The 24,744-nt window shown below is 69.7% G+C and carries 20 protein-coding genes; 6 read left to right on the top strand and 14 right to left on the bottom strand.

What is annotated here, in order from left to right:
- Window positions 1–199: 199 nt before the first annotated feature.
- Window positions 200–3,871 carry a hydantoinase B/oxoprolinase family protein gene (locus tag V5F59_RS17325; RefSeq protein WP_393976451.1) on the bottom strand — a complete coding sequence of 1,224 codons (3,672 nt, stop codon included), beginning with the start codon at window positions 3,869–3,871 and terminating at the stop codon, window positions 200–202.
- Between the two features lie 371 nt (window positions 3,872–4,242).
- On the opposite strand from V5F59_RS17325, the gene V5F59_RS17320 reads away from it, so the two are divergent.
- The 4 genes from V5F59_RS17320 to V5F59_RS17305 all read left to right on the top strand — a co-directional run bounded on the left by V5F59_RS17320 (window position 4,243) and on the right by V5F59_RS17305 (window position 7,772).
- A complete protein-coding gene (locus tag V5F59_RS17320) occupies window positions 4,243–4,788 on the top strand; it encodes a TRAP transporter small permease (RefSeq protein ID WP_393976450.1) in 546 nt (181 codons plus the stop codon).
- A gap of 4 nt (window positions 4,789–4,792) precedes the next feature.
- On the top strand, window positions 4,793–6,100 hold the full coding sequence (locus V5F59_RS17315; protein ID WP_393976449.1) for a TRAP transporter large permease: 1,308 nt from the start codon (window positions 4,793–4,795) through the stop codon (window positions 6,098–6,100).
- A 65-nt stretch (window positions 6,101–6,165) separates the two neighbouring features.
- Window positions 6,166–7,146, top strand: coding sequence for a TRAP transporter substrate-binding protein (locus tag V5F59_RS17310; protein WP_393976448.1), 981 nt, complete (start codon window positions 6,166–6,168; stop codon window positions 7,144–7,146).
- A gap of 68 nt (window positions 7,147–7,214) precedes the next feature.
- Window positions 7,215–7,772: a winged helix DNA-binding protein gene (locus V5F59_RS17305; protein ID WP_393976447.1), complete on the top strand. Its 558-nt coding sequence runs from the start codon at window positions 7,215–7,217 to the stop codon at window positions 7,770–7,772.
- 19 nt (window positions 7,773–7,791) lie between these two features.
- On the opposite strand, the gene V5F59_RS17300 is transcribed toward V5F59_RS17305, so the two are convergent.
- Window positions 7,792–8,868, bottom strand: coding sequence for a hypothetical protein (locus V5F59_RS17300; RefSeq protein WP_393976446.1), 1,077 nt, complete (start codon window positions 8,866–8,868; stop codon window positions 7,792–7,794).
- A 317-nt stretch (window positions 8,869–9,185) separates the two neighbouring features.
- Between V5F59_RS17300 and V5F59_RS17295 the strand changes: the two genes are divergently transcribed.
- A complete protein-coding gene (locus V5F59_RS17295; protein ID WP_393976445.1) occupies window positions 9,186–10,295 on the top strand; it encodes a hypothetical protein in 1,110 nt (369 codons plus the stop codon).
- Window positions 10,296–10,326: 31 nt separating this feature from the next.
- On the opposite strand, the gene V5F59_RS17290 is transcribed toward V5F59_RS17295, so the two are convergent.
- Window positions 10,327–12,216 (bottom strand): sigma-54-dependent Fis family transcriptional regulator, encoded by a 1,890-nt coding sequence (locus tag V5F59_RS17290; protein ID WP_393976444.1) that lies wholly within the window; start codon window positions 12,214–12,216, stop codon window positions 10,327–10,329.
- 370 nt (window positions 12,217–12,586) lie between these two features.
- On the opposite strand from V5F59_RS17290, the gene adh reads away from it, so the two are divergent.
- Window positions 12,587–14,107 carry an aldehyde dehydrogenase gene (gene adh, locus V5F59_RS17285; protein WP_393976443.1) on the top strand — a complete coding sequence of 507 codons (1,521 nt, stop codon included), beginning with the start codon at window positions 12,587–12,589 and terminating at the stop codon, window positions 14,105–14,107.
- A gap of 318 nt (window positions 14,108–14,425) precedes the next feature.
- On the opposite strand, the gene V5F59_RS17280 is transcribed toward adh, so the two are convergent.
- The 11 genes from V5F59_RS17280 to V5F59_RS17230 all read right to left on the bottom strand — a co-directional run bounded on the left by V5F59_RS17280 (window position 14,426) and on the right by V5F59_RS17230 (window position 24,687).
- Window positions 14,426–14,938 (bottom strand): NADH-quinone oxidoreductase subunit B family protein, encoded by a 513-nt coding sequence (locus tag V5F59_RS17280; RefSeq protein ID WP_393976442.1) that lies wholly within the window; start codon window positions 14,936–14,938, stop codon window positions 14,426–14,428.
- 11 nt (window positions 14,939–14,949) lie between these two features.
- Window positions 14,950–16,458 carry a hydrogenase large subunit gene (locus V5F59_RS17275; protein WP_393976441.1) on the bottom strand — a complete coding sequence of 503 codons (1,509 nt, stop codon included), beginning with the start codon at window positions 16,456–16,458 and terminating at the stop codon, window positions 14,950–14,952.
- A gap of 13 nt (window positions 16,459–16,471) precedes the next feature.
- Window positions 16,472–17,917, bottom strand: a complete 1,446-nt coding sequence (locus V5F59_RS17270) for a hydrogenase 4 subunit F (RefSeq protein WP_393976440.1) — start codon at window positions 17,915–17,917, stop codon at window positions 16,472–16,474.
- On the bottom strand, window positions 17,914–18,606 hold the full coding sequence (locus V5F59_RS17265; protein ID WP_393976439.1) for a hydrogenase-4 component E: 693 nt from the start codon (window positions 18,604–18,606) through the stop codon (window positions 17,914–17,916). The genes V5F59_RS17270 and V5F59_RS17265 overlap by 4 nt, the downstream gene beginning before the upstream one ends.
- Window positions 18,606–19,559, bottom strand: a complete 954-nt coding sequence (locus V5F59_RS17260; protein ID WP_393976438.1) for a respiratory chain complex I subunit 1 family protein — start codon at window positions 19,557–19,559, stop codon at window positions 18,606–18,608. The genes V5F59_RS17265 and V5F59_RS17260 overlap by 1 nt, the downstream gene beginning before the upstream one ends.
- Window positions 19,550–21,592 (bottom strand): hydrogenase 4 subunit B, encoded by a 2,043-nt coding sequence (hyfB, locus tag V5F59_RS17255; RefSeq protein WP_393976437.1) that lies wholly within the window; start codon window positions 21,590–21,592, stop codon window positions 19,550–19,552. Before hyfB ends, V5F59_RS17260 begins: the two co-directional genes overlap by 10 nt.
- Window positions 21,589–21,873 carry a helix-turn-helix domain-containing protein gene (locus V5F59_RS17250; RefSeq protein WP_393976436.1) on the bottom strand — a complete coding sequence of 95 codons (285 nt, stop codon included), beginning with the start codon at window positions 21,871–21,873 and terminating at the stop codon, window positions 21,589–21,591. Before V5F59_RS17250 ends, hyfB begins: the two co-directional genes overlap by 4 nt.
- A gap of 172 nt (window positions 21,874–22,045) precedes the next feature.
- Entirely contained in the window at window positions 22,046–22,420 is a 375-nt protein-coding gene (locus V5F59_RS17245; protein WP_393976435.1) for a VOC family protein, read from the bottom strand.
- A 68-nt stretch (window positions 22,421–22,488) separates the two neighbouring features.
- Window positions 22,489–23,184, bottom strand: a complete 696-nt coding sequence (locus V5F59_RS17240; protein ID WP_393976434.1) for a helix-turn-helix transcriptional regulator — start codon at window positions 23,182–23,184, stop codon at window positions 22,489–22,491.
- A 144-nt stretch (window positions 23,185–23,328) separates the two neighbouring features.
- Window positions 23,329–23,703, bottom strand: coding sequence for a hypothetical protein (locus tag V5F59_RS17235; protein WP_393976433.1), 375 nt, complete (start codon window positions 23,701–23,703; stop codon window positions 23,329–23,331).
- A 153-nt stretch (window positions 23,704–23,856) separates the two neighbouring features.
- Window positions 23,857–24,687 (bottom strand): sterol desaturase family protein, encoded by an 831-nt coding sequence (locus tag V5F59_RS17230; protein ID WP_393976432.1) that lies wholly within the window; start codon window positions 24,685–24,687, stop codon window positions 23,857–23,859.
- Window positions 24,688–24,744 lie beyond the last annotated feature (57 nt).

Here is a 24,744-nt window from a genome sequence, read left to right as displayed (position 1 = left end):
CGGATCGCATCCACCTGCCCGGTGTAACGCCTCCCAAACTTCGGGATAGAGAACCCATCGCCCGGCGCAGGCCAGGCGATGGGCATGAGGGGCCTACTATGCCGGCGGCCCCGGTCCTGGACCGGCGCCGAGCGGGCTCGCTCGGGTGCCACGCGGGCTGACAGCCGTGGCCGATGAGCCTGGTCCACCGGCCACAGGGTTATTTCCCCCGGAGCCTGGGGTCGCCGAAGCCGCCGCCGGTGGGGGTGACGATGATCACCGCCTCGCCCGCCTCCAGCACCTTCTGGTCGCAGCCGGCGAGCATCTCGGTGGAGCCGTCGCGGCGGCGCACGAAGCCTTCCCCCAGCGCCCCGGACTCGCCCCCCTCGACGCCGAAGGGATGCACCCGCCGGTGGGACGAGAGCAGCGCGCACTCCATCTTCTCCAGGAAGCGGATGCGCCGGTAGGTGCCGGCCCCCGCATGCCAGCGCCCCCGCCCGCCGGAGCCGGGACGGATGTGGAAATCCTCCAGCAGCACGGGAAAGCGCGTCTCCAGCACTTCGGGGTCGGTGAGGCGGGAATTGGTCATGTGCACATGCACGCCGTCCGTCCCGTCGAAGCCGGGGCCGGCCGGGGAGCCGGAGCAGATGGTCTCGTAATATTGGTAGGTGTCGTTGCCGAAGGTGAGGTTGTTCATGGTGCCCTGAGAGGCCGCCATGGCCTTCAGCGCCCCGAACAGGCAGTTGGTGACCGCCTGGGAGGTCTCCACATTGCCCGCCACCACCGCCGCCGGATAGCTCGGCGCCAGCATGGAATCCTCCGGCACCACGATGCGGATGGGCCTGAGGCACCCGGCATTCATGGGGATCTCGTCCTCCACCATCACCCGGAACACGTAGAGCACGGCGGCGCGGGTCACGGGGGCGGGGGCGTTGAAGTTGGTCTCCTGCTGGGGCGAGGTGCCGGTGAAGTCCACCGTCGCCTCGCGCTTCTCCTTGTCCACGGTGATCTTCACCTTGATGACCGTGCCCTGGTCCATCTCATAGGCGAAGGCGCAGTCCTCCAGCCGGTCGAGCACGCGGCGCACGCTCTCGGCGGCATTGTCCTGGACGTGGCCCATATAGGCCTCGACCACGTCGAGGCCGAAGGTGTCGATCATCTTCAGGAGCTCGCGCACGCCCTTCTCGTTGGCGGCGATCTGCGCCTTGAGGTCGGCCACGTTCTGCACCGGGTTGCGCGCCGGATAGCGGGCGGTGGTGAGGAGCCTCAGGAGGCCCTCCTCCTGGAACGCGCCCGCCGACACCAGCTTGAAATTGTCGATATAGACGCCTTCTTCCTCGATATGGGTGGCAAGCGGGCTCATGGAGCCGGGGGCGACGCCGCCCACGTCCGCATGGTGCCCGCGGGAGGCGACCCAGAACAGGATGCGGTCGCCCACGCCGTCGAACACCGGGGTCACCACGGTGATGTCCGGCAGATGGGTGCCGCCATTGTACGGGGCGTTCAGCGCGAACACGTCGCCGGGGCGGATGGCGCCGGCGTTCTCGCGGATCACCGTCTCCACCGACTTGTCCATGGAGCCGAGATGCACCGGCATGTGCGGGGCATTGGCCACGAGGTCGCCTTCGGCGGAGAAGACGGCGCAGGAAAAGTCCAGCCGCTCCTTGATGTTGACCGAATAAGCGGTGTTCTGGAGGGTGACGCCCATCTGCTCGGCGATGGACATGAACAGGTTGTTGAACACCTCCAGCATCACCGGGTCCGCATGGGTGCCCACCGCCTCGGCGCGGGCGAGGGCTTGCGTGCGGGCGAGGACGAGGTGGTTCCTGGCGTTCACGTCGGCGCGCCAGCCCTTCTCCACCACCACCGTCTGGTTCGGCTCGATGACGATGGCGGGGCCGGCCAGCGTCATGCCGGGCCTGAAGTTCTCCCGCAGGACCACCGGCGCGTCGTGCCAGTCGCCACGGGCGAAGAAGCGGGTGCGGCGGGCCTCCGGCGGGCTGCCGGAGGCGAGCGGCAGGTCCGGCTCGGCAATGCCGGCGCCGCCGCCCGCCGACATGACCTCGAGCGCCTCCACGACGATGCTTTTCTCCGGGGAGACGAAGCCGAACTGGGCGCGGTGCTTCGCCTCGAACTCGGCGGTCATGGCCGCAAGGTCGGCCAGCGCCACGGGCAGGGCGGTGTCCGTGCCGGCGTAGCGCAGGTGGGCCTTCGCCTCGGTGATGGTGGCATCGGCCGCGATGCCCTGGCCGGCCAGCTCGGCGCGCGTCTCGATGGCGAGCTCGTCCTTCGTCGCCAGCAGCTGGGGCAGCAGGCCCGGCGTCATCTCCGCGCCCACCGCGCGGGTGCGCTGGGCGCGGACGCTGGCGAGGCCCATGCCGTAGGCCGACAGCAGGCCGGAGAAGGGATGGATGAGCACCTTCGTCATGCCCAGCGCGTCGGCGACGAGGCAGGCGTGCTGCCCGCCGGCGCCGCCGAAGCAGTTGAGGGCATAGCGCGTCACGTCATAGCCGCGCTCCACCGAAATCTTCTTGATGGCGTTGGCCATGTTCTCCACCGCGATGGTGACGAACCCGTCCGCCACCTGCTGCGGTGTGCGCCCGCCGCCGATCTCGCCCGCCAGCGCCGCGAACTTCGCGCGCACCACCTCGGCGTCGAGGGGCTGGTCCTGGGCCGGGCCGAAGATCCTCGGGAAGAAATCGGGAATGAGCTTGCCCAGCATCACGTTGGCGTCGGTGACCGCCAGCGGGCCGCCGCGGCGATAGCAGGCCGGGCCGGGATTGGCGCCGGCTGAATCGGGGCCGACCCGGAACCGCGCGCCGTCATAATGCAGGAGGGAGCCACCCCCCGCCGCCACCGTATGGATGCGCATCATGGGCGCGCGGATGCGCACGCCGGCCACCTCGGTGTCGAAGGCGGTCTCCAGCTCCCCGTCAAAATGGCAGACGTCGGTGGAGGTGCCGCCCATGTCGAAGCCGATGATGCGCTCGAAGCCCGCAAGCGCGCCCGTCTGCGCCGCGCCGACCACGCCGCCGGCCGGACCGGAGAGCAAGGCGTCCTTGCCCTGGAACAGGTCCGCCGCCGTGAGCCCGCCCGACGACATCATGAACATGAGGCGGATGGCCTCGCCCTCGGTCCCGCCGCCGCCGGACAGCTCGTCCGCCACCTGCCGCACGTAGCGGCGCAGGATGGGGGAGAGGTAGGCATCCGCCACCGTGGTGTCGCCGCGCCCCACCAGCTTGATGAGCGGCGAGACCTCGTGGGAGACGGAGACCTGCGGGAAGCCGATCTCCCGCGCCAGCGCCGCCACCTGCCGCTCGTGCCCGGGATAACGGTAGCCGTGCATGAAGACGATGGCGACGGCGACGATGCCGTCCGCCTTCGCCGCCTCAAGCCGGCCGCGCAGGTCGGCAAGGTCCGGCGTCGCCTCCACCGTGCCGTCGGCGCGCACGCGCTCGTCCACCTCCAGCACGCGCTCGAACAGCATGTCCGGCAGCACGATCTTCTTGGCGAAGATCTTCGGCCGCGCCTGGTAGCCGATCTTGAGCGCGTCCCTGAAGCCGCGGGTGGTGACGAGCAGGGTGCGGTCGCCCTTGCGCTCCAGGAGGGCATTGGTGGCCACCGTGGTGCCCATCTTGACGGCAGAGACGAGCCCCGCGGGAATGGCTGCTCCCGCCTTCAGGCCCAGGATCTCGCGGATGCCATGTACCGCCGCGTCGCGATAGGCCTCGGGATTTTCCGACAGCACCTTGTGGGCGACGAGGCTCCCGTCCGGGTGCTTGCCGACGATGTCGGTGAAGGTGCCGCCGCGGTCGATCCAGAATTCCCAGGCCGCAACGCCCGAAGAAGCCTCGGGGGTGCCGGTGTCGCCTGCTTGGGTCGTCCGCGTCATCGTCTCATGCTCCACAGGGGGCCGGAAGAGCGGTGGCCGCCGTGCGCGTGCCGCCGCCGGACCCAGGGGCAGGGCATGGCGCGGGACTTGCTACGGGCGACCTGCTTGGAAAGGCATTCCGCTGCGACAGCAATTTGTGTCGCTGCGGCCAAAGGAAGGCATGGCCGCTGTTCGTCGTCAACAATTCGTTGACAATTTATTGACGTGCCACAATCATGCCATCACTGCCGTAACGCAAGCGGCCAAAGATCGGCCCGGTTTCCGGAAGCCGCGAGAGGGGACAGCATGATCGGGACCTCACGCCTGCAGGGTGCGGGCAATGATCCTCTGCGCCTCGGCGCCGCTGCGGGCTTCGGTGCGGGGAGGCGCGGATGATCCGCCGCGGGCTCGATGGGCTCTATCTCGGCGCCGGCTGGCTCGCCGGCCTCTTCATGCTCGCCATCTTCGTGCTGATGATGCTGCTGTCGGTGGGGCGCATCGTCGGCTTCAACATCCCCGCAGGCGACGATTTCGTCGCCTGGTGCATGGCGGCGAGCGCGTTCCTCGGCCTCGCCCACACCTTCCGCTCGGGGGAGCTGATCCGCGTCGGCCTCATCACCGATCATCTGAAGGGCCGGGCGAAGCGGGTGGTGGAGTTCCTTTGCCTCGTCATCGGCGTCGGCTCGGTGGGCTTCTTCGCCTGGAACGCGGTCGTCCTCACCTGGGATTCCTTCCGTTTCAACGACATCTCCCAGGGCGTCGTCGCCGTGCCCCTGTGGATTCCGCAGCTGGGCTACTCGGGCGGCCTCGTCATCCTCTTCGTCGCCTTCGTGGACGAGTTCGTCCACGCGCTGCGGGGCGGGGAGCCGCGCTACGAGAAGCCGCCGCCGTCGAGCGCCGAGGAAGTGGTCGAGCGCGCCATGCAGAGCGGAGTCTAGCCTGATGGAAATGATCGAGATTTCCGGGCTCCTGCTGCTCCTGCTCATGGCGCTCCTGGCCTGCGGCGTGTGGATCGCCATCGCTTTGCTGGTGGTGGGCTATGTGGGCATGCAGTTCGTGGCCGGCGGCATTCCGGCCGGCGCGGTGCTCGCCACCACCATCTGGGGCAATTCCGCCTCCTGGACGCTGGCGGCGCTGCCCCTGTTCGTCTGGATGGGCGAGATCCTGTTCCGCACCCGCCTGTCGGAGGAGATGTTCCGCGGCCTTGCCCCCTGGCTCAACTGGCTGCCCGGCCGGCTGATGCATGTGAACGTGATCGCCTGCGGCCTGTTCGGCTCGGTCTCCGGCTCCTCCGCCGCCACCTGCGCGACGGTGGCCAAGATCGCCCTGCCGGAGCTGAAGAAGCGCGGCTACGACGACATGGTGAGCCTGGGCTCGCTGGCGGGCGCCGGCACGCTGGGCATCCTCATCCCGCCCTCCATCACCATGGTGGTCTATGCGGTGGCGGCCAACGTCTCCATCATCCAGGTGTTCCTGGCCGGCTTCCTGCCCGGCTTCCTGGTGATGGCGCTCTATTCCGGTTACATCATCGTCTGGTCGCTGCTGAACCCCAAGCGCACCCCGCCCGCCGACCCACCTCTGCCGTGGCGGGAAAAGATGCGGGAATCGGCAAACCTCATCCCGGTCAGCCTGCTCATCATCTTCGTCTTCGCCGCGCTGCTGTTCGGCTGGGCCACGGCGACCGAATGCGCCGCCTGGGGGGTGGCCGGATCGCTCGCCATCGCCTGGTGGCAGGGGGCGCTCACCTGGCCGGCCTTCTGGGCCTCGGTGATGGGCGCGACGCGCCTCACCTGCATGATCATGCTGATCCTCGCCGGCGCCTCCTTCATGTCCACCTCCATGGCCTACACGGGCATCCCGGTGGCCCTCGCCCAGTGGGTGGACAGCCTGCACCTGTCGCCCTACGCGCTCATTGCCGCGCTCACCGTCATGTACATCGTGCTCGGCACCGCGCTCGACGGCCTCTCCATGATCGTTCTGACCACCTCGGTGGTGATCCCCATGATCAAGACCGCCGGCTTCGACCCGGTCTGGTTCGGCATCTTCCTGGTGCTGGTGGTGGAGATGGCGGAGGTGTCGCCCCCCGTGGGCTTCAACCTGTTCGTGCTGCAGACCATGTCGGGCAAGGATTCGAACACGGTGGCCCTCGCCTCCCTGCCGTTCTTCTTCCTTCTCGTAGCGGCAGTTGCCATCATCACCGTGTTTCCGCAGATCGTGATGATCCTGCCCGAGCTCGCCTACGGAAACTGACGCGGACACCCCTGCCGCCCCAAGGCGGGGCCTGAAACATGTGATCAACCCGAAGGAGACGACAGATGTCTGGATTGATGCGCATCCTCGGTCCGGTGCTTGCGATCGGGGCCGTGGCCCTCGCCGCTCCGGCCATGGCGCAGACCAAATGGAACCTGCCGTCCGCCTATCCGGCCGACAATCTGCACAGCGAGAACCTCGCCCAGTTCGCCAAGGACCTGGAAGCGGCCTCCGGTGGCAAGCTCTCCATCACGCTTCACCCCAACGCGTCCCTGTTCAAGGCGCCGGAGATCAAGCGCGCGGTGCAGACCGGGCAGGCCCAGGCCGGGGAGGTGCTGATCTCGCTGCATGAGAACGAGGATCCCATCTTCGGCATCGACGTGGTGCCCTTCCTCGCCACCTCCTTCGATGCGTCGAGGAAGCTCTGGGCGGCCTCCCGCCCGGCGGTGGAGAAGAAGCTCGCCACCCAGGGCCTCAAGGTGCTCTACGCCATGCCGTGGCCGCCGCAGGGCCTGTTCTCCAAGGCCGCCGTGGAGAAGGTGGAGGACCTGAAGGGCGCCAAGTGGCGCGCCTACAATGCCGGCACCTCGCGCATCGGCGAGGCGGTGGGCGCGCAGGCGGTCACCGTGCAGCAGGCCGAACTCGCCCAGGCGCTCGCCACCGGCACCGTCACCGCCCTCATCACCTCCTCCGCCACCGGCACCGACGTGAAGATCTGGGAGAGCATCCCGTATTTCTACGACATCCAGGCCTGGCTGCCGAAGAACGTGGTGTTCGTGAACCAGGCTGCCTTCGATGCCCTCGACAAGCCCACCCAGGAGGCCGTGCTGAAGGCCGCCGCCGCCGCCGAGGAGCGCGGCTGGAAGCTCTCCGAGACCAAGACCAAGGCCTATATGGACCAGCTTTCCGCCAAGGGCATGAAGCTCGCCCCGCCGAGCCCGGAGCTGAAGGCCGGCTTCGAGAAGATCGGCACGAACCTGACCGACGCCTGGCTCGCCAAGGCCGGGGCGGACGGCAAGTCGGTGATCGACGCCTACAAGAAGTGACGCCGGCGGCGGGGCGGGCCGATCCGCCCCGCCGCCTCCCGACCGGACCTGCCCACAATGAGGCCGACGTGACAGCGCGCGACGAACGGAACGAGAAGCCCGAAGGCGCCGCCAAGGCGGCCGCCACGCCGGCCATCGTCTCCTCCGCCCATCTCGCCGACGGGGCGCTGCCAGCGCTTTCGGAATTCGAGTTCGGCCTCAACATGCTCACCCATGCCTACGGGCGCTGGATGGTGCGCTGCATGGCGGCGGCCGGCGTGCCGGACCTCTCCGCCCTCGACGTGCTGGTGCTCCACCACGTGGTCCATCGCGACCGGCCGAAGACCATTGCCGATCTGTGCCTCGTGCTGGATGTGGAGGACACCCACCTCGTCACCTATGCCGCCAAGAAGCTGCAGGCCCTCGGCCTGGTGGAAGGCGGCCGGCGCGGCAAGGAGAAGACGCTGGCCGCCAGCGCCACCGGGCGGGCCGCCTGCGTCCGTTACCGCGAGGTGCGCGAGGCGCTGCTCACCGGTGCCGTGGTGGCCACCGGCATCGATCCGGCCCGGCTGTCGGAGATCGCGGCGCTGCTGCGCACCCTCTCCGGCCATTACGACCAGGCCGCCCGCGCAGCCGCCTCCCTCTGACTTTCTGAAGGGAGCCGGCTCAGGCGGGCACGCCGAGGCGGGCGGCGAGGTCGGCGCCGCGGGGCAGTCCCGCCACATCCTCCACCGGCAGCGTGCCGTCGGCAATGCGCTGGATGATGAGATGGACGTATCGAAACTTGCGCTCGCCGCGGTCCATCACGTCCACCCACAAGCGGTCGAACTGGTCGAGCAGCGGCACCAGCGACGCCACCGGCAGGAGCTGGCCCGAATAGCGCGGGAACTTGTTCGTCAGCTTCTTCCAGTCGTCCTTCAGCGCATCGCGCAAGACGGCGTCGCCGGTGAGGCGCGGGTCGCGCCCGCCCTTTTCAAAGGTGGCCCTGGTTTCCAGCAGGGCGTGAAGGATGGCGATGGCGCGGGCCCGCAGCACCGGGCGCAGGCGCTCCTGGAACAGTCGTCGCAGGGTATCCACATAGGGCGCGTCCTCGACCCCGACGTCCTGCACGGCGACCGCCGGCCCCGAGGCGAATTTCGCTTCGGCCTGCGCGAAGAGGCCATCCGGCCACGCCTCCTTCGGCCGGGAGGTGAGGAGCAGGAGAACGCCGCCGGGCATCTGGCCGATGCCCGGCAGGACATCCAGCACGCTCGGGGCCGTGCCGCCGGCTCCGGCGTCGAGGCCGTCGATGCACACCAGGAGACGCTTGCCGTCCGTGGCGCGTGCCACGTCGCCGAGGCGGGCGAGCCATGTGGCGAATGCCGCCGGGGCCTCCTCCGGGTCGCCGAGGCCGGAAAGCGCCTCCGCGCCTGCTGCACCGGCAGGGCCGAACTCGGCCTCGAAGGCCGCCTTCACCGCTCCGGCCAGCGCCTGCGCCCCCGCGCCGGGGGCGAGCTCGACGGCGATGGCGCGAAGGCTGCTCGATATGGCGCTGTCGATGCCCTCCGGCGCTGCGTCTTCCTTCGGCGGGCGCTTCGCCACGATGCCGCGGATGAACTGGGTCTTGCCGGTATCCTGTGGCATCCGCAGCCAGTAGATGCCCTTGTCGAAGGAGACGAGGAAGGAGCGGAACGGCGTGCGCAGATGGGTGGGCGAGACGTAAGCGGCGTCGCCGGGCAGCGCGGCGGGGAAGGGCGCGGTCATGGGAGGCTCTCCGGAGTGCAGGGGTCCGATCGCTGCCCTCCCGCTCTTCATCCCGGCGGATTTCGGTCAACAACCCAGATGCAGCCTCCGATCCTGCATAATACGTGCCCGGAAAAGCACGAAACTGCGCCATGCGCAGCCGCCTTTCGCGTCGGAAAGGGCCGCAAGCGGCGGCGTTCGTGTCGCAATGCGGGCAATCCGGGCTCGGAGCGGCCCCATACCTTTGGTTGCATCCCTCGCCAAAGCATGGTGCGCGCGAACGGTTCGGCTATGATGACTGCGTCGCCCGACCTGCACCTGGGGATGGACCTCGCTTCATGTGGCTTGACGACCTGCGTCCCTGGCGTATCGGCGCGCCCGCACAGAGCGAGCGTCTGGACGAGGCCGCGTTTCGTTCTTTCGGCATCACCGGGGCGCAGGAAGAGGTGAAGGCCCGCCTCCCGTTCGGCCAGCTCCGCAGCTTCTCCGGTGCCCGCGCACCGGCCGCTGGCGCGGGCCGCAAGGTGCTGGTGGTGGCGCCCATCGCCGGCGGCTTTCCTTTCCTGATGCGTGATCTGCTGGTCGCGCTGCGCCCCGTTGCCGACGAGGTGGGCGTCACCGAATGGCCGAACGCGCGATATGTGCCGCTCGCGGCCGGCCGCTTCGGCTTCGCCGAGAATTGCATGGAGACGGCGCAGATGGCCCGCGCCCTCGGCGACGGCGCCGAGGGCGTCCACATGGTCGGCGTATGCCAGGGGGCACTGCCCGCCTTCGTCGCCGCCTGCCTGCTGGCGGAGGCCGGCACGCCGGTCCTCAGCCTCACGCTGATGGGCGGGCCCATCGATCCCTCACGCAATCCCACCCGCCTGTGGCGGGTGTTGCAGGAGCGTTCGCTGGAGGCGCTGGAGGCGCAGGTGCTGGAGACCATCTCCCACAGCTTTCCGGGCGCCGGGCGGCGGGTGTTCCCCGCGTGGCGGCAGATTGATACCTTCGCCCTTTATCTCTGGCGGCAGGGGCTTTCGGGTGGCGAGCTGCCGCTGCGCCTCGCTTTCGACGACGGCGACGACCCGCTGCGCTTTCCCCTCGCCCGCCTGTGCTGGACCATGATGGACGTGGCCGGCGAATTCTTCATGGAGAACGTCTCCACCATCTTCCGCGAAAACGCCCTCGCCCGTGGCTCGCTCCAGGTGGCCGGCCACGGAGCGGCGGGCGCCGCGCTGTCCTCCACGGCGCTGCTGACCGTGGAAGGGGAGGTGGACGACATCTCCGCCCCCGCCCAGACCGAGGCCGCCCACGATTTGTGCCCGAACGTGCCCGACGCCCTGCGCCGGCGGCTGACCCTTCCCGACGCCGGGCATTTCTCCCTGTTCTACGGTCGCAAGATGCGCGAGCAGGTTATCCCGGCCATCGCCGCCATCATGGCGGTGTCAGAGCAGGCGCGGGGCTGACGGGCCTTCCCCAGGCCGGCGGTGCGGGGGCTTATCCCGCCCGGCCGGCCTTGCCGTGGGTGCCGAGGTGCCGGTGGAGGGTGGAGCGGTGGATGCCGAGCCGGCGCGCCGCCTGCGAGATGTTGCCGCCCGCCGCCTGGAGTGCTGCCTCGATGGCCGAGCGCGTCACCGCGTCGAGATCACCGGAGAGCGCCGGGGCCGAGGCGATGGCGCAGGGGGGCGCGGGGACCCGGCGGATGTCCGCCGGCAGGTCGTCCACCGTCAGCGCCTCTCCTGGCTCCGCCAGCGCCTGGAGCACGCGCAGCGTGCCCACCAGCTGGCGGAAGTTGCCGGGCCAGTCATAGCCCGCCAGCACGGCGAGGCATTCGGCGGAGAGGAGGGGGGCATCGCCCGCCGGCGCCAGCTCCTGCCAGATGCGGGAAACCAGCGCCTCCCGATCCGTCAGGGTGCGCAGGGCCGGCAGCGTCACGGTGTACTGGGCGATGCGGAAATAGAGGTCGGCGCGGAAGGCGCCCTGCTCCACCAATTGCTTGAGGTCGCGGTGGGAGGCGCAGATGAGGGCGAAGTCCACGGCCACCGGCCGGCCGCCGCCGAGCGGTGTCACCTCCCGCTCCTGCAGCACGCGCAGAAGGCGGCTCTGCAGGGAAAGCGGCATGTCGCCGATCTCGTCGAGGAACAGCACGCCCCCGTCCGCCTCGCGGAACAGGCCCTTGTGGCCGGAGCGGCGGGCGCCGGTGAAGGCGCCTTCCTCATAGCCGAACAGCTCGGATTCGATGAGCCCTTCCGGCACCGCCGCGCAATTGACCGCCGCGAAGGCGCGTCCGGTCCGGGCGGAGCGGCGGTGCATCTGCCGCGCGAACACTTCCTTGCCGGCACCGGTCTCGCCCTGGATCAGCACCGGCACGCCGGCATCCAGCAGGCGCACGGCGCGGCCGAGGTCCTTCTCGGTCTGCGGGTCGAAGCGCGGGCCCTCCGGGGCCGCGGGGGCTTCGGCCCTCGCCGGCGGGCGCACGGGGCGTGCCGGTGGGGGAACGATCAGCGCCTGCCGGTCGAGGCGCAGCATCACGTCGCCACGCACGGAGCGCACGCGGCGCTCCTCGCCCGCCCGGCCCAGCGCCCCCTCGAACAGGTCGGAGAAGCGGCGGGCCCCCAGCGCATCCCAGCCAAGGCCGAGCAGCGCCAGTCCCGGCCGATTGGCGGCGACGAGGCGGTAGTCCTCGAACACGAGGATGCCCTCGCGCGCAGTGCCGAGATAGCTCGGGTCCGCATGGAAGCGCACGAGGGTGTGGTGCGGGAAGGCGCCCTCGAACAGGCGATGCTCCACCTGGTCGGCGGCCAGCTGCACCAGCGCCAGCGCATGCAGGTGGGGCACGCTGGCCGGCCCCGAGAGGTCGAGCAGCCCGGCGATCTCGCCGAACGGGTCGTGGATGGGCGCCGCGGCGCAGGTGAGGATGCCGTGGGCCTCCGCATAATGCTCGGCGCCGCGCACCTCCACCGGCCGGCGCTCCACCAGGGCGGTGCCGATGGCATTGGTGCCGGTCTCCGCCTCGCTCCAGCTGACGCCGGGGCGCAGGGCCACCTTGGCCGCGCGGTCGGCGAAATCGGCCGAGCCCACGGTGTCGAGCACGAGGCCGGAAGGGTCGGTGAGGATGGCGATGCTGTCGGAGGCGTTGGCGGCCGCGTGCAGCGCCTCCAGCTCCGGACGGCAGCGGCGGCGCAACACCTCGTGCCGCTCGCGGCGGGCGGCGAGCTCGCTTTGCGTCAGAGGCTCGGCGCGCAGGCGGCCGGCGACCGGCAGGCCGCGCTCGGCACAGCGGGTCCAGGATCGCAGGATGGGCAGGGCCAGCGCGTCGTCCGCCACCGGGACGCCGGAGAAGAAGCGGCGGCGGGCCGCGAGGACGGCATCGGGCGGTGCGCTCATCGGCACGATTGGCGGCATTCTCGTCCCTCGGTTCGCGTCTCACATCCCCGGACGTGAACTTCTGCGAATTCACGTCCTCCGCGTCTGCCGGGAGAGTGCCCCGATCCGATTGCGCCGCCATCCGATCGGGGCCCGTTCCCGCACCTGTCGCAATTTGCGACAGGTGTCGCAGGCCTTGTTCTTATGCGCGACAGTCTCGCACGAATATTCGCGTCCCGTCCAGCCGACCTTCGGTGAGGGCTCGGCGCGTGGCGATAAAATCAAGACGAGCCAGCATCTTCCCGCACTGCAAATAAAGACTGCGCCGGCGGCCGGGAGATCTGGCACGGCCGGTGCAGTCGAACCTGGTCATCAACAATGGGAGGAAACAATGAACGTCCCAGCTTTTCTCGCCAGCCAGCACGCCTCGCCCTTCAAGCCCCGCTACGGCAATTTCATCGGCGGCGCCTTCGTCGAGCCGGTGAACGGCCGCTACTTCGAGAACATCTCCCCCATCACCGGCAAGGTGATCTGCGAGGTGCCGCGCTCCGACGAGCACGACATCGAGCGCGCGCTGGATGCCGCCCATGCCGCCAAGAAGGCCTGGGGCCGCGCCCCCGCCGCCGACCGGGCGCTGGTGCTGCTGAAGATCGCCGACCGGATGGAGGCGAACCTCGACCTGCTCGCCCGCGCCGAGACCTGGGACAACGGCAAGCCCATCCGCGAGACGACCGCCGCCGACATCCCGCTTGCCATTGACCATTTCCGCTATTTCGCGGCCTGCGTGCGCGCCCAGGAAGGCGCGCTCTCCGAGATCGACCACGACACCGTCGCCTACCATTATCACGAGCCCCTCGGCGTGGTGGGCCAGATCATCCCGTGGAATTTCCCCATCCTGATGGCGGCATGGAAGCTCGCCCCCGCGCTCGCCGCCGGCAATTGCGTGGTGCTCAAGCCCGCCGAGCAGACCCCCGCCAGCATCCTGGTGCTCGCCGAGCTCATCGCCGACCTGCTGCCCCCCGGCACGCTCAACATCGTCAACGGCTTCGGCCTCGAGGCCGGCAAGCCGCTCGCCTCCTCCACCCGCATCTCCAAGATTGCCTTCACCGGCGAGACCGGCACCGGCCGCCTCATCATGGGCTATGCCAGCCAGAACCTCATCCCCGTCACGCTGGAGCTGGGCGGCAAGTCGCCGAACATCTTCTTCGACGACGTGGCGGCCAAGGACGACGACTTCCTCGACAAGGCGGTGGAGGGCTTCGTCATGTTCGCCCTGAACCAGGGCGAGGTGTGCACCTGCCCGAGCCGCGCGCTGGTGCAGGAGAGCATCTTCGAGCAGTTCATGGAGAAGGCGCTGGCCCGCGTTGCCGCCATCAAGCAGGGCTCGCCGCTCGATCCCGCCACCATGATCGGCGCGCAGGCCTCCTCCGAGCAGATGCACAAGATCCTGTCCTACATCGACATCGGCCGGGCCGAAGGCGCCCAGGTGCTGGCCGGCGGCGAGCGCAACCTGCTCGACGGCGACCTCTCGGACGGCTTCTACGTGAAGCCCACCGTGTTCTTCGGCACCAACAACATGCGTGTCTTCCAGGAGGAGATCTTCGGTCCGGTGGTGTCGGTGGCCACCTTCAAGGACGAGGAGGAGGCCCTCTCCATCGCCAACGACACCCTGTTCGGCCTCGGCGCCGGCGTGTGGACCCGCGATGGCGCGCGCGCCTACCGCATGGGCCGCGAGATCCAGGCCGGCCGCGTGTGGACCAATTGCTACCACGCCTATCCGGCGCACGCGGCCTTCGGCGGCTACAAGCAGTCCGGCATCGGCCGCGAGACCCACAAGATGATGCTCGACCACTACCAGCAGACCAAGAACCTGCTGGTCAGCTACAGCCCGAAGAAGCTGGGCTTCTTCTGAGCATCGGGTTGTCCGATCGCGGCGCGCCGGCGTTCCGGCCAGGCGCCGCGATCTTCTCCCTGCCCCCCTCCCGGGGCTTTCCCGGGGATGGCCGATGTCCCGCGCCGCGCCGGATACGCCCCATCCGGCGTGACCGGGCCAGGCGCCGGCCATCCCCGGTTTTTCTCTTCACGCGTGAGTGACCAAAGAGCAGACCAAGACATCTGATCAGGATGCCCAACACGGAGGGCCGACAGCTATGCGCTTCGACCGGAGACCTGATTCCCCCAGGTCTCCGGCGTCGGTCGTTTCAGGGCCCCGCGGGCGCGAGGCTCCGCGTCAGGCGTTTCCGGCCTTGAGGAGCGCCAGCAGTCCGGTGAGCAGGTCCACGGGCGTGGGCGGGCAGCCGGGAATCCTGAGGTCCACGGGCAGGATGGCCTCCACCCCGTTCGCCACCGCATAGCTTCCCGCAAAGAGCCCGCCGTTGATGGCGCAATCGCCCGCCGCCACCACCCATTTGGGCGCAGGTGTCGCGTCATAGGTGCGCTTCAGGGCCTCGGCCATGTTCTTCGCCACCGGCCCCGTCACCAGAAGCACGTCGGCATGGCGCGGCGAGGCGACGAAGCGGATGCCGAAGCGGTCGAGGTCGTAGAAGGCATTGCCCAGCGCATGGATCTCAAGCTCGCAGCCGTTGCAGGAGCCCGCATCCACCTCGCGGATGGAGAGGCTGCGGCCGAGCCGCGCGCGGGCGGCGGCGTCCAGCTCCTGGGCGAGCGCTTCGACAGCCGCGTCGTCCGGCCCCCTCTCGGTGAGGGGCGCCTTCAGCAGGGCTTGCAGGATGAGCTTGCGCATGGCCTGCCTCCTCAGAGATCCACGCCCGAATAGGAGCAGTTGAAGGATTTGTTGCAGAGGGGGAAGTCGGCCACGATGTTGCCCTCGATGGCGGCTTCCAGCAGCGGCCATTGGAACCAGGAGGGATCGCGCAGGTGCGCGCGCCGCACCGTGTCGCCGGCGGCCAGCGCCACGAAGGCCAGCACGTCGCCGCGGAAGCCCTCCACCAGGGCGAGGCCTTCCGCCGGCCCGCCGGCGGGCACCGGCACCACCACCTCGCCCGCGGGCAGGGTGTCGAGCAGGCGCACGATCAGGCCCAGGCTCTCCTCCACCTCGCGGATGCGGATCCACACCCGGGCGTTCACATCCCCGTCGTCGCGCACCGGCACCTCGAAGGGCAGGCGGTCGTAGGGCGCGTAGGGCAGGTTGCGGCGCGTGTCGAAGGCCCGGCCGGAGGCTCGCCCGACGAAGCCGCCGGCCCCGAACTGGCGCACGAACTCGGGCTTGGCGATGCCCGTGGTCACGGTGCGGTCCTGGAGGGAGGCGGTGTTGTCGTAGAGCTCCACCAGCGCCGGGAAGGCGGAGCGGACGGCGGCCACCAGCGCGCGGATGGCGGAGATGCCCTCCGGAGCAAGGTCTTGCGCGACGCCGCCAGGGATCACCTTGTCCATCATCAGGCGATGGCCGAAGGCGCGGGCGGCGGTGCGCAGCACCTGCTCGCGCAGCACGCCGCAATAAGCGAGCATCAGGGCGAAGGCCGCGTCGTTGCAGATGGCTCCGAAGTCGCCGAGATGGTTGGCGAGGCGCTCCAGCTCCGCCATCACCGCGCGCACCCCATGGGCGCGCTCGGGTACGGCGACGCCGCGGGCAGCCTCAATCGCGCGGCTGAAGGCCAGCGCATAGGCCACCGTGCTGTCGCCGGAATAGCGGCCGGCGAGGCGCGCGGCATGGGCGATGGTCGCGCCGGTCATCAGGCGTTCGATGCCCTTGTGCACGTAGCCGAGCCGCTCCTCCAGCCGGACCACGGTCTCGCCATAGCAGGTGAAGCGGAAGTGGCCGGGCTCGATGATGCCCGCATGCACCGGGCCCACGGGGATCTGGTGCATCCCGTCGCCCTCGACCGGCAGAACGGGATAGGCCGCCCCCTCTGCCGGTGCCGGCGTCGCCGCGCCCATGGGATGGGCGAGGCCCCAGCGGCCGTGGTCGAGCCAGGCCCGCGCATCCGGCGCGCCCTCCGACTTCAGGCCGAAGAGGTCGCAGGCGGCCCGCTCCAGTCGCGCGGCTGGGGCATGATGGCGGGCGACGGAGGGGAATGTCCCCGCCGGGCAGGGCAGGGTCGCCACCGCGAGCATGCCGGCCGCGGGATCCAATAGGGCCATGCTCACGGCGTCCCGGTCGCCCCACAGGCCGGAGAGCACCAGCTCGCCAGCGGCGAGATGCTGCGCCAGGGCGGTCCACTCCGCCGTGGAGACCTCGGCCCGGGGCCAGGGGCGGCAGGGGCCTGAGCGGCCCTTGGCGACGAGCGCGGCGAAGGTTTCCATGCCGTCCGTCCTCCTAGCCGAGCAGCGCGGCGACGTGCCGGAACCATGCCACCAGCGGCGGCGGCAGATAGAGCCCGGCGACGAGGACGAGGGCGATGTGCAGGCCGAAGGGCAGGTAGCTCGCCTTCACCGGCGCCGTGCCGGGGCTCGGCGGGCCGAAGGCGATGCCCGAGAGCTTCCACATGAGCGCGCCGAAGGCGATGAGCAGCCCCGCCACCAGCGGCAGCGCCAGCCAGGGCATATGGGCGAAGGCGGAGGTGACGACCAAGAACTCGCTCATGAACACGCCTGCCGGAGGCAGCCCGGCGATGGCCGCCACGGCGACGACGAGGCCCCAGCCCAGCAGGGGATGGGAGGTGGTCAGCCCGCGGATGTCGGCCAGCTGCTGGCTGCCCTTCACCTGGCAGGCGTGGCCCACCGCGAAGAAGATGGCGGACTTGGTGAGGCTGTGCATGGTCATGTGCAGCAGCCCGGCGAAATTGGCCAGCGGCCCGCCCAGCCCGAAGGCGAAGGCGATGATCCCCATGTGCTCGATGGAGGAATAGGCGAACAGGCGCTTGATGTCCCGCCGCCGGTACAGCATGAAGCCGGCCAGCAGGAGCGAGGCGAGGCCCATGGCCATCATCAGCGGCCCGGGCGCCAGCGTCCCGGGGTGGGCCGCGAGCAGCAGCTTGAAGCGCAGCACCGCATAGAGCGCCACGTTGAGCAGCAGGCCGGACAGCACGGCGGAGATGGGCGTGGGGCCTTCCGAGTGGGCGTCCGGCAGCCAGGCATGGAGGGGGGCGAGGCCCACCTTGGTGCCATAGCCGAGCAGCAGGAACACGAAGGCCACGTTGAGCAGCGCGGGGTCGAACTCCCGCACATGCCGCATCAGCACGCTCCAGATCATGCCGTCATGGCCTTCGCCCACCACCGGCTGGGCCACCATGTAGACGAGGATGGTGCCGAACAACGCGAGGGCGATGCCCACCGAGCCGAGCATGAAATATTTCCACGCCGCCTCGATGGCTGCCTCGGTGCGATAGAGGCCCACCATGAGCACGGTGGTGAGCGTCGCCACCTCGATGGACACCCACATGACGCCGAGGTTGTTGGACAGCAGCGCCATGTTCATGGCGGTGAGCAGCACCTGGTACATGGCGTGGTAGAAGCGCAGGTGCAGCGGCGTGAGGCGGCCCGTCTCCAGCTCGTGGGCGATGTAGCTCGCGGAGAAGGCGCTGGTGGTGAAGGCGACGAAGGTGTTCAGCACCACGAACACGACGTTGAGGTCGTCCACGATGAGGAGCGGCCCGGCCCCGTGCGGCACCACGAACAGCGCCAGCGCGCACAGGAAGGTGAGCCCACAGGCAAGGACGTTCAGCGCCGCCGACACGCGGTAGGAGGGCACGAGGGCCAGCACCACCGCGGAGAGGGCGGGAACCGCGAGGATCACCACCGAGGGGTCGAGGGGCAGGCTCATGCGCGCCCTCCCCGGAAGCGGTCGAGGGCGTCCACGTCCACGGTGTCGAACCGCTCGCGGATGCGGAACAGGAAGATGCCGATGACGATGAAGGCGATGAGCACGGAGAAGGCCACCGAGATCTCCACCACCAGCGGCATGCCCCTGGCGCCGGTGGCGGCGAGGATCAGGCCGTTCTCCAGCGACATGAAGCCCACCACCTGGCTCACCGCGTTGCGTCGCGTCACCATCATCAGCAGGCCGAGCAGCACCACCGAGAGGGCGAAGGCGAGGTCTTCGCGGGCCAGTGCGTCCGCCATTACGCCCACCTGGGCCGTGGCCTTCAGCATCACCACCATGGAGAGGGCGACAAGGCCGATGCCGGCCAGCATGGTGGGGCCGATGGACACCACCGTCTCTACCTGCCGGTGGATGCCGAGCCGCGCCACCATGCGGTGGAGCGCCACCGGAATGATGAGGGCCTTGAAGACCAGGGCGATGCCCGCCGTCACATAAAGGTGCGGCGCCCCCTGGGCGAAGGCCTGCCACGCCACGGAGAGGGACAGCACCACCGCCTGCAGGGCGAACACGTTCAGCAGCGCGTAGAGCCGGTCCTGGTACAGCATCAGGAAGGAGATGAGCACCAGCGCGCCGGCGCACAGGTGCGCCACGTCGAAGACCAGGCTGGCGGAGAGCGCATGGTCGAGCATCACAATATCCTCGACACGAAGAGAAGCAGCGTTCCCAGCAGCCCCAGCATGAGGGCGGCACCGAGGAAGTCCGGCACGCGGAACACCCGCATCTTGGCGACCGACGTTTCGAACACGGCGAGCAGCACCGCCCCCGCCGCCAGCTTCAGCCCATAGGCGCCGGCGCCGAGCACGAGCCCGGAAATGCCTGCTCCCGCCGGCGCTAGGCCCCAGGGAAGGAACAGGCAGGCGACGAGGGAGAGGAAGAGCACCAGCTTCAGCTGCGCCGCCAGCTCGATGAGCGCGAGGTGGCGGCCGGAATATTCCAGCACCATGGCCTCGTGCACCATGGTGAGCTCCAGGTGCGTCGCCGGATTGTCCACGGGGATGCGGCCGTTCTCCGCCACCGCCACCATCAGCAGCGCCACCAGCGCCAGCGCCAGCGAGACCCTGAGGCCCACCCCGCCATGGAACACGGCGGCGATGGTGGAGAGCTGCGTGGAATGCGCCACCAGGGCCAGCGAGAACACGATCACGATCATCGCCGGCTCGGCGAGGGAGGAGATCATCACCTCCCGGCTGGAGCCGAGGCCGCCGAAGCTCGTCCCCACATCCATGCCGGCGAGCGCCAGCATGAAGCGCGCCGAGCCGATGAGGGCGGTGATGGCGATGAGGTCCGCCGACCAGGAGAAAATGAGCCCCGTGGCGAAGGTGGGCACCAGCGCCGCCGCCACCCAGGTGGCCGCGAAGATCACATAGGGCGCGGCGCGGAACAGCCAGGAGGCGTTCTGCGCCAGCACGGCCTCCTTGTGGAGGAGGCGCAGCAGGTCCCGGTACGGCTGGAGGACGGAGGCGCCGCGCCGACGGGTGAGGCGCGCCTTCACCTTGCGCACCAGCCCGGTGAGGGCGGGCGCGATGGCCAGCACCAGCAGCATCTGCGTGCCCTGCACGAGGAGGTTCGCCATCAGGTCCATAGGGCGAGCACCAGGAGGAGGAGGACGAGGGCGCCGAACACCAGCGCCAGATACTGGCGGATGGTGAGGTATTGCAGCCGGTTCGCCCGGTCCGCCACAGCGCCCACCGCCTTGGTCAGCGGCAGGAAGAGGAAGGCCCAGGCGGGATCGCGGCCGGAGAGGGTGAGGCGGGCCGGCGTGAGCGCGCCGGGCGGCGGCATCTCCACCGTCTCGCGGGCGGAAAAGAGCGAGCGGGCGAACACCCGCCGAATGGGCTGGGCAAAGGAGCCGGCGGAATATTGCGTCACCGGGTCGGCATTGGGGAAGCCGCAGTCCCATGGCGGCGCCCGGCGCACCGCGCCCGAGGCGAGGCGGTGGATGGCGAAGGCCGCGAGCAGCGCCGAAAGGGCGGTGAAGGCGAACACGAGCAAGCCATTGTAGGACGAGCGGCTCTCCGCCACGGGAATGATGGAGAGCCAGGCCACCGAGCCCTGCGCGGGCATGCGGGCCCCTGTGAGGGCGACCACCGCCGGCTGGAGCGCATCGATGACGAAGCCGGGCAGGAGGCCGGCGGCGACGCACACGGCGGCGAGCGCTATCATGGCGGCCCGGGAGAAGGCGTCCACCTCATGGGCATTCTCGGCCGCCGCGCCGCGCGGGTGGCCGAGGAAGACGATGCCGTAGAACCGCACGAAGCAGGCCGCGGCCAGCGCCGCCGCCAGCGCCAGCAGCGCGCCCACCGCCGGCACCATCAGCTTCAGGCCCCAGGCGGGCAGCTCGGGGCTGAGCAGGATGGACTGGAAGATCAGCCACTCGGAGGCAAAGCCGTTCAGCGGCGGCAAGGCGGAGATGGCGGCGCAGCCGATGAGCACCACCACGCTCGTCACCGGCATGCGGTGGATGAGGCCGCCGAGCAGGTCCATCTGCCGCGTGCCGGTGGCGGTGAGCACCGCCCCCGCACCGAAGAACAGCAGGCTCTTCATGGCGGCGTGGTTCAGCACATGGAACAGGGCGGCGGTGAGGGCGAGGGCGGCCGCGCCGTCCAGCCCATTCGCCCGGAAGGCGAGGGCGAGGCCGAGGCCGACGAAGATGAAGCCGATATTCTCGATGGTGGAATAGGCGAGCGCGCGCTTGGTATCGTTCTGCAACAGCGCCTGCAGCACGCCGATGACCGCCGCGACACCGCCCGCCGCCAGCACCGGGATGCCCCACCACCACTGCGGCGCGCCGGCAAGATCGAACACGATGCGGATGAAGCCGTAGACCGCCACCTTGGTCATCACGCCGCTCATGAGGGCGGACACGTGGCTCGGCGCGGCGGGGTGGGCCAGCGGCAGCCACACGTGCAGCGGCACGAGGCCGGCCTTGGAGCCCGCCCCGAGCAGCGCGAGCGCCAGCACCACCGCGCCGATGGCGATGCCGGGGTGGGCGGCGCGCATGGCATCGAAGGCGAAGCCGGTGTCGGAACCGGCGGCGAGCAGGCCGAAGGCCAGCATCAGCGCCAGCGTGCCGAACGAGGCCATGAGGATATAGACGAGGCCGGCGCGGACGTTCGCCGCCTCCTTGTCGTGGGCCACCACCAGCGCCCAGGACGCCAGCGACATGAACTCCCAGGCGAGGAGGAAGGAATAGGCGTCGTCCGCCAGCAGCACGAGGTTCATGCCGGCGAGGAAGGCGGGGAAGAAGGGCAGAACCCGCTCGGGGGCATGATCATGCCGGCCGTAGCCGAGGCCATAGAGGGCGGCCGCGGCGGCCCCCCCGTTGATGACGAGCAGGAAGAAGGCGGAGAGTGGGTCGAGGCGCAGGTGCGCGCCGATCCACGGAATGCCCAGCGGCAGCACCAGGCCCGCGGCCGGCGTGGCCAGCGCCGTGAGCGCGGACAGGGCCGCGACGCCGCTCACCGCGAGTGCTCCGCCATAGACGATGACCCGCCCCGACGGCCTGCGCGCGAACACGACACCGAGCACGGCGAGCCCCAGGAACAGGGCGACGGCGCAAAGCGCCAGCAGCAGTTGAGGGGATGCGGCCAAGGGGGCGACAGGCGCTGCGGTCATGCCGGCTCCTCCGCCGCGGGGCGCCGGGGCTGGGCGGGCGTGCGCAGGCGCACCCCGCGCCCGCCGCCCTCGCTGACCCCGTTTTCGCCGATGAGCTCGACGCCGCCCGTTTCCAGCGCGTCCACCAGCTTCATCAGGGAGTCCACATTGCCGCGGATGACCCCATCGCTCGCCTCCATGCGCTGGATGGTGGGGAGCGAGAGGCCCGACAGGGCCGCGAGCGCGCGTTGGTCGAGGCCGAGGAGGGCACGGGCGGCGCGGAGCTGGGCGGCTGTGATCATGGCAGGCCATCATGCCGCGCGGATGGCGGCTGGAGCATTACTTCTCCTGTTTACACCCTGCTTTATGACATTTCAACACGCATTTATGATGTTTTAAACATCATTTATTGATCGGCCGCGCGGGCCAGGCTGCCGCCCCGCGCGGCCGGTTCGTCACCGCTGCCCGGCCGTCTCAGTTCTCCGCGTGGCGCGCATAGACGCGCAGGCGGTGCCCGTCCGGATCGAGCGCAACGAAGCTGCGGCCGAAATCGAGATCGGTGGGCGGCAAGGCGATGGACGCGCCGTGGCCCTGCCAGTCGGCATGAGTCGCATCCACCGCCGCGGCGTCCTTCACCTTGAAGCCCAGCTCGCAGCCGCCGCCAGGGACGATCGGCGCGGGCGTCACGCCGTCCTTCTTCCACAGGCCCAGCGCGAGGCCGGACGGCAGCACGAACAACGCAAAGGTGGGGCTCGCCTCCACCGGCGCGCGCCCGAGCAGGCGGCCATAGAAGCGCGTGCTGGCGGCAGGGTCGGAGACGTAGAGGAGGAGGGTGCTGGTCTCGGTCATGGCGTGGCCCGTTCATGTTGCTGCGACGGGCGGACCATAAGGCGGCATGCTGCCAGTTTCCGGCAGCATCAGGAGCCGGATGGCACGATGCGCTGCGCCTCGCGCCACGCCTTCAGCAGTGCCTGCCGGCGGCGCGGATAGCGCGTCTCCAGCACATCGGCGGTGGCGATGCGGTCTGTGCGGAAGCTGCGGAAATCCCGCCTCAGCTCGCACCAGCCCAGCAGCACGCGCGCCGTATCGAAGAAGGCGAGCGCGAACGGCCAGACGATGCGCTCCGAGGCCGTCCCCGTTTCATCCTGATAGGAAAGGCGCAGCCGGCGTTCGGTGCGGATAGCCTTGCGCAGAAGCGCAGGGTCTACTCTGTCCTTCGGGATCTCCGGCCCCGGGCCGATCAGCAAGGCGGAGGCGTGGACCTCCTCGCCGAGGTCCGGTGGCAGGACCGCCGCGATGCGGGCGAGCACGCTCAATGCGGCCTCGCGCAGCCGCGCGTCCGCCCGCCCGGCCACCCAGCGCGAGCCGAGGGTCAGCGCCTCGATCTCCTCCGGCGTGAACATGAGCGGCGGCAGCAGGAAGCCGGGCTTCAGCACATAGCCCACCCCTGGCTCCCCCTCGATGGTGGCGCCTTGCGCCTGGAGGCTGGCGATGTCGCGATAGAGGGTGCGCAGGCTCACGCCCATCTCCTGCGCCAGCACCTTGCCGCTCACCGGCCGGCGATGACGGCGCAGGGCATGGAGCAGGTCGAAGAGGCGTTCGGAGCGGGACATGGGGGGCGGGATATGGGGAGCGGGATATGGGGCCGGATGATGTGCGCGGGATGCTGCCACCTTATGGCAACAGATGCCCGGCCCAAACGAAAAGGGCGCCTCCTGAGGGGCGCCCTTTGTGCATTGCGGGAGTGGCTTCGTGCCTCAGTAGGCGAGGGCGCTGACCTTCTCCACCTGAACGCGGTCGGCCACGCGGCTGATGCGCAGGGTGGTGCCTTCGCGGCCCACCGGGCCGGGCAGGGAGATCACCTGCTGCTGGCCGGGCTGCAGCACGGCGGAGACACGCACCACGACGGGCTTCGCATCCGGCTCGGCTGCGGCGTCGACGGTGGTGATCACCTCGTAGCCCTTGGAATCATTCACCCAGTACGTCACCGCAGCGGCCTTGCCGCCCAGGTTGGTGACGATGGCCTGGCGCTCGGCGGGGAGCGTATCACCGGCGAAGGAGGTGGAGGCCACGGACACGCCGGCCGTGACAAGGAGGCCGGCCACGCCGGCAATCTTGAGGATGTTGTTCATCTCAGTCTCACTGCGCACACGTGTGGCCGGCGGCCTAGAGGTCGGTGCGCTTTAGCTGGGCTCACTATAGCGTGATTGTTGCGCTGCACCATGCGCATTTTCCGCATTACAGAAATGCATTCCACGAATGTCCGCGCCCACCTGGATACCCTTTCAGCCAGGAGGTCCGAACAGGATGCCGAGCTTCGCCTTGAGGCCCGGAGCGCGGGTGGTCTCGCGGAGCATTTCCAGCCAGGTGCCGAAGACAATCCTGAGCGGATGGGAGGTCGCCCCCGTCCCGCCGATGCCGAAGGTGAGGGGCTCGTCCTTCGGCGCATGGGCGAAGGTGCCGAACAGGCGGTCGAACACGATCAGCACGCCGCCGAAATTGCGATCGACGACGGACGGGTTCGAGGCGTGGTGCACCTGATGATGGCGCGGCGTGTTCAGCACCCATTCCAGCGGGCCGAGATGGGGCGGGCGGGCGAGGTGCAGGAAGAACTGGTAGACGAGCCCCAGCCCGAGCAGGGAGAACACCGCCAGCGGCGGAACGCCAAGGGCCACCAGCGGCAGGTAGAAGACGAGCCCGCCCGTGAGATGCCCACCCCAGCCGAGCCGCACGGCAGCCGACAGGTTCAGCCGGGTGGCGGAGTGGTGCACGGCGTGGTTCGCCCACAGCCACCGCACCTTGTGCATGGCGAGGTGGTGCAGGTAGTAGCAGAAGTCCACCGCGACCAAGAGCACGGCCCAGGCCAGTACGCCCTGCACGGGGATATCGAACATCCGGTGCTGGAAGACGAAGGTCACGGGAAGGGCGGCAATGCCCGCGGTCAGCGCTCCCGTCACCTTGTTGCCCATGGCGATGACGAGGGATGCGGCCGTTTCCGCCGCGTCGTGGCTCTCCGGAGCGCCCTCCACATGGTTCACTTTGTGGAACAGATATTCCGCCGCCATGAGGGCTAGGGCGAGGAGGGCGAAGACGCCGCCGGGCAGAAAATGGGCCATGCCATCACCTTGTCGCTTGCTCCCCCGCGCGCCCAGCATCGCCTGTCGTGGCGCACC

It is taken from the genome of Xanthobacter nonsaccharivorans (assembly GCF_043194755.2).
GTDB lineage: Bacteria > Pseudomonadota > Alphaproteobacteria > Rhizobiales > Xanthobacteraceae > Xanthobacter > Xanthobacter autotrophicus_G.
Note: the sequence above shows the minus strand (reverse complement) of the source record. Positions and strands in the feature narration are given on the sequence as shown.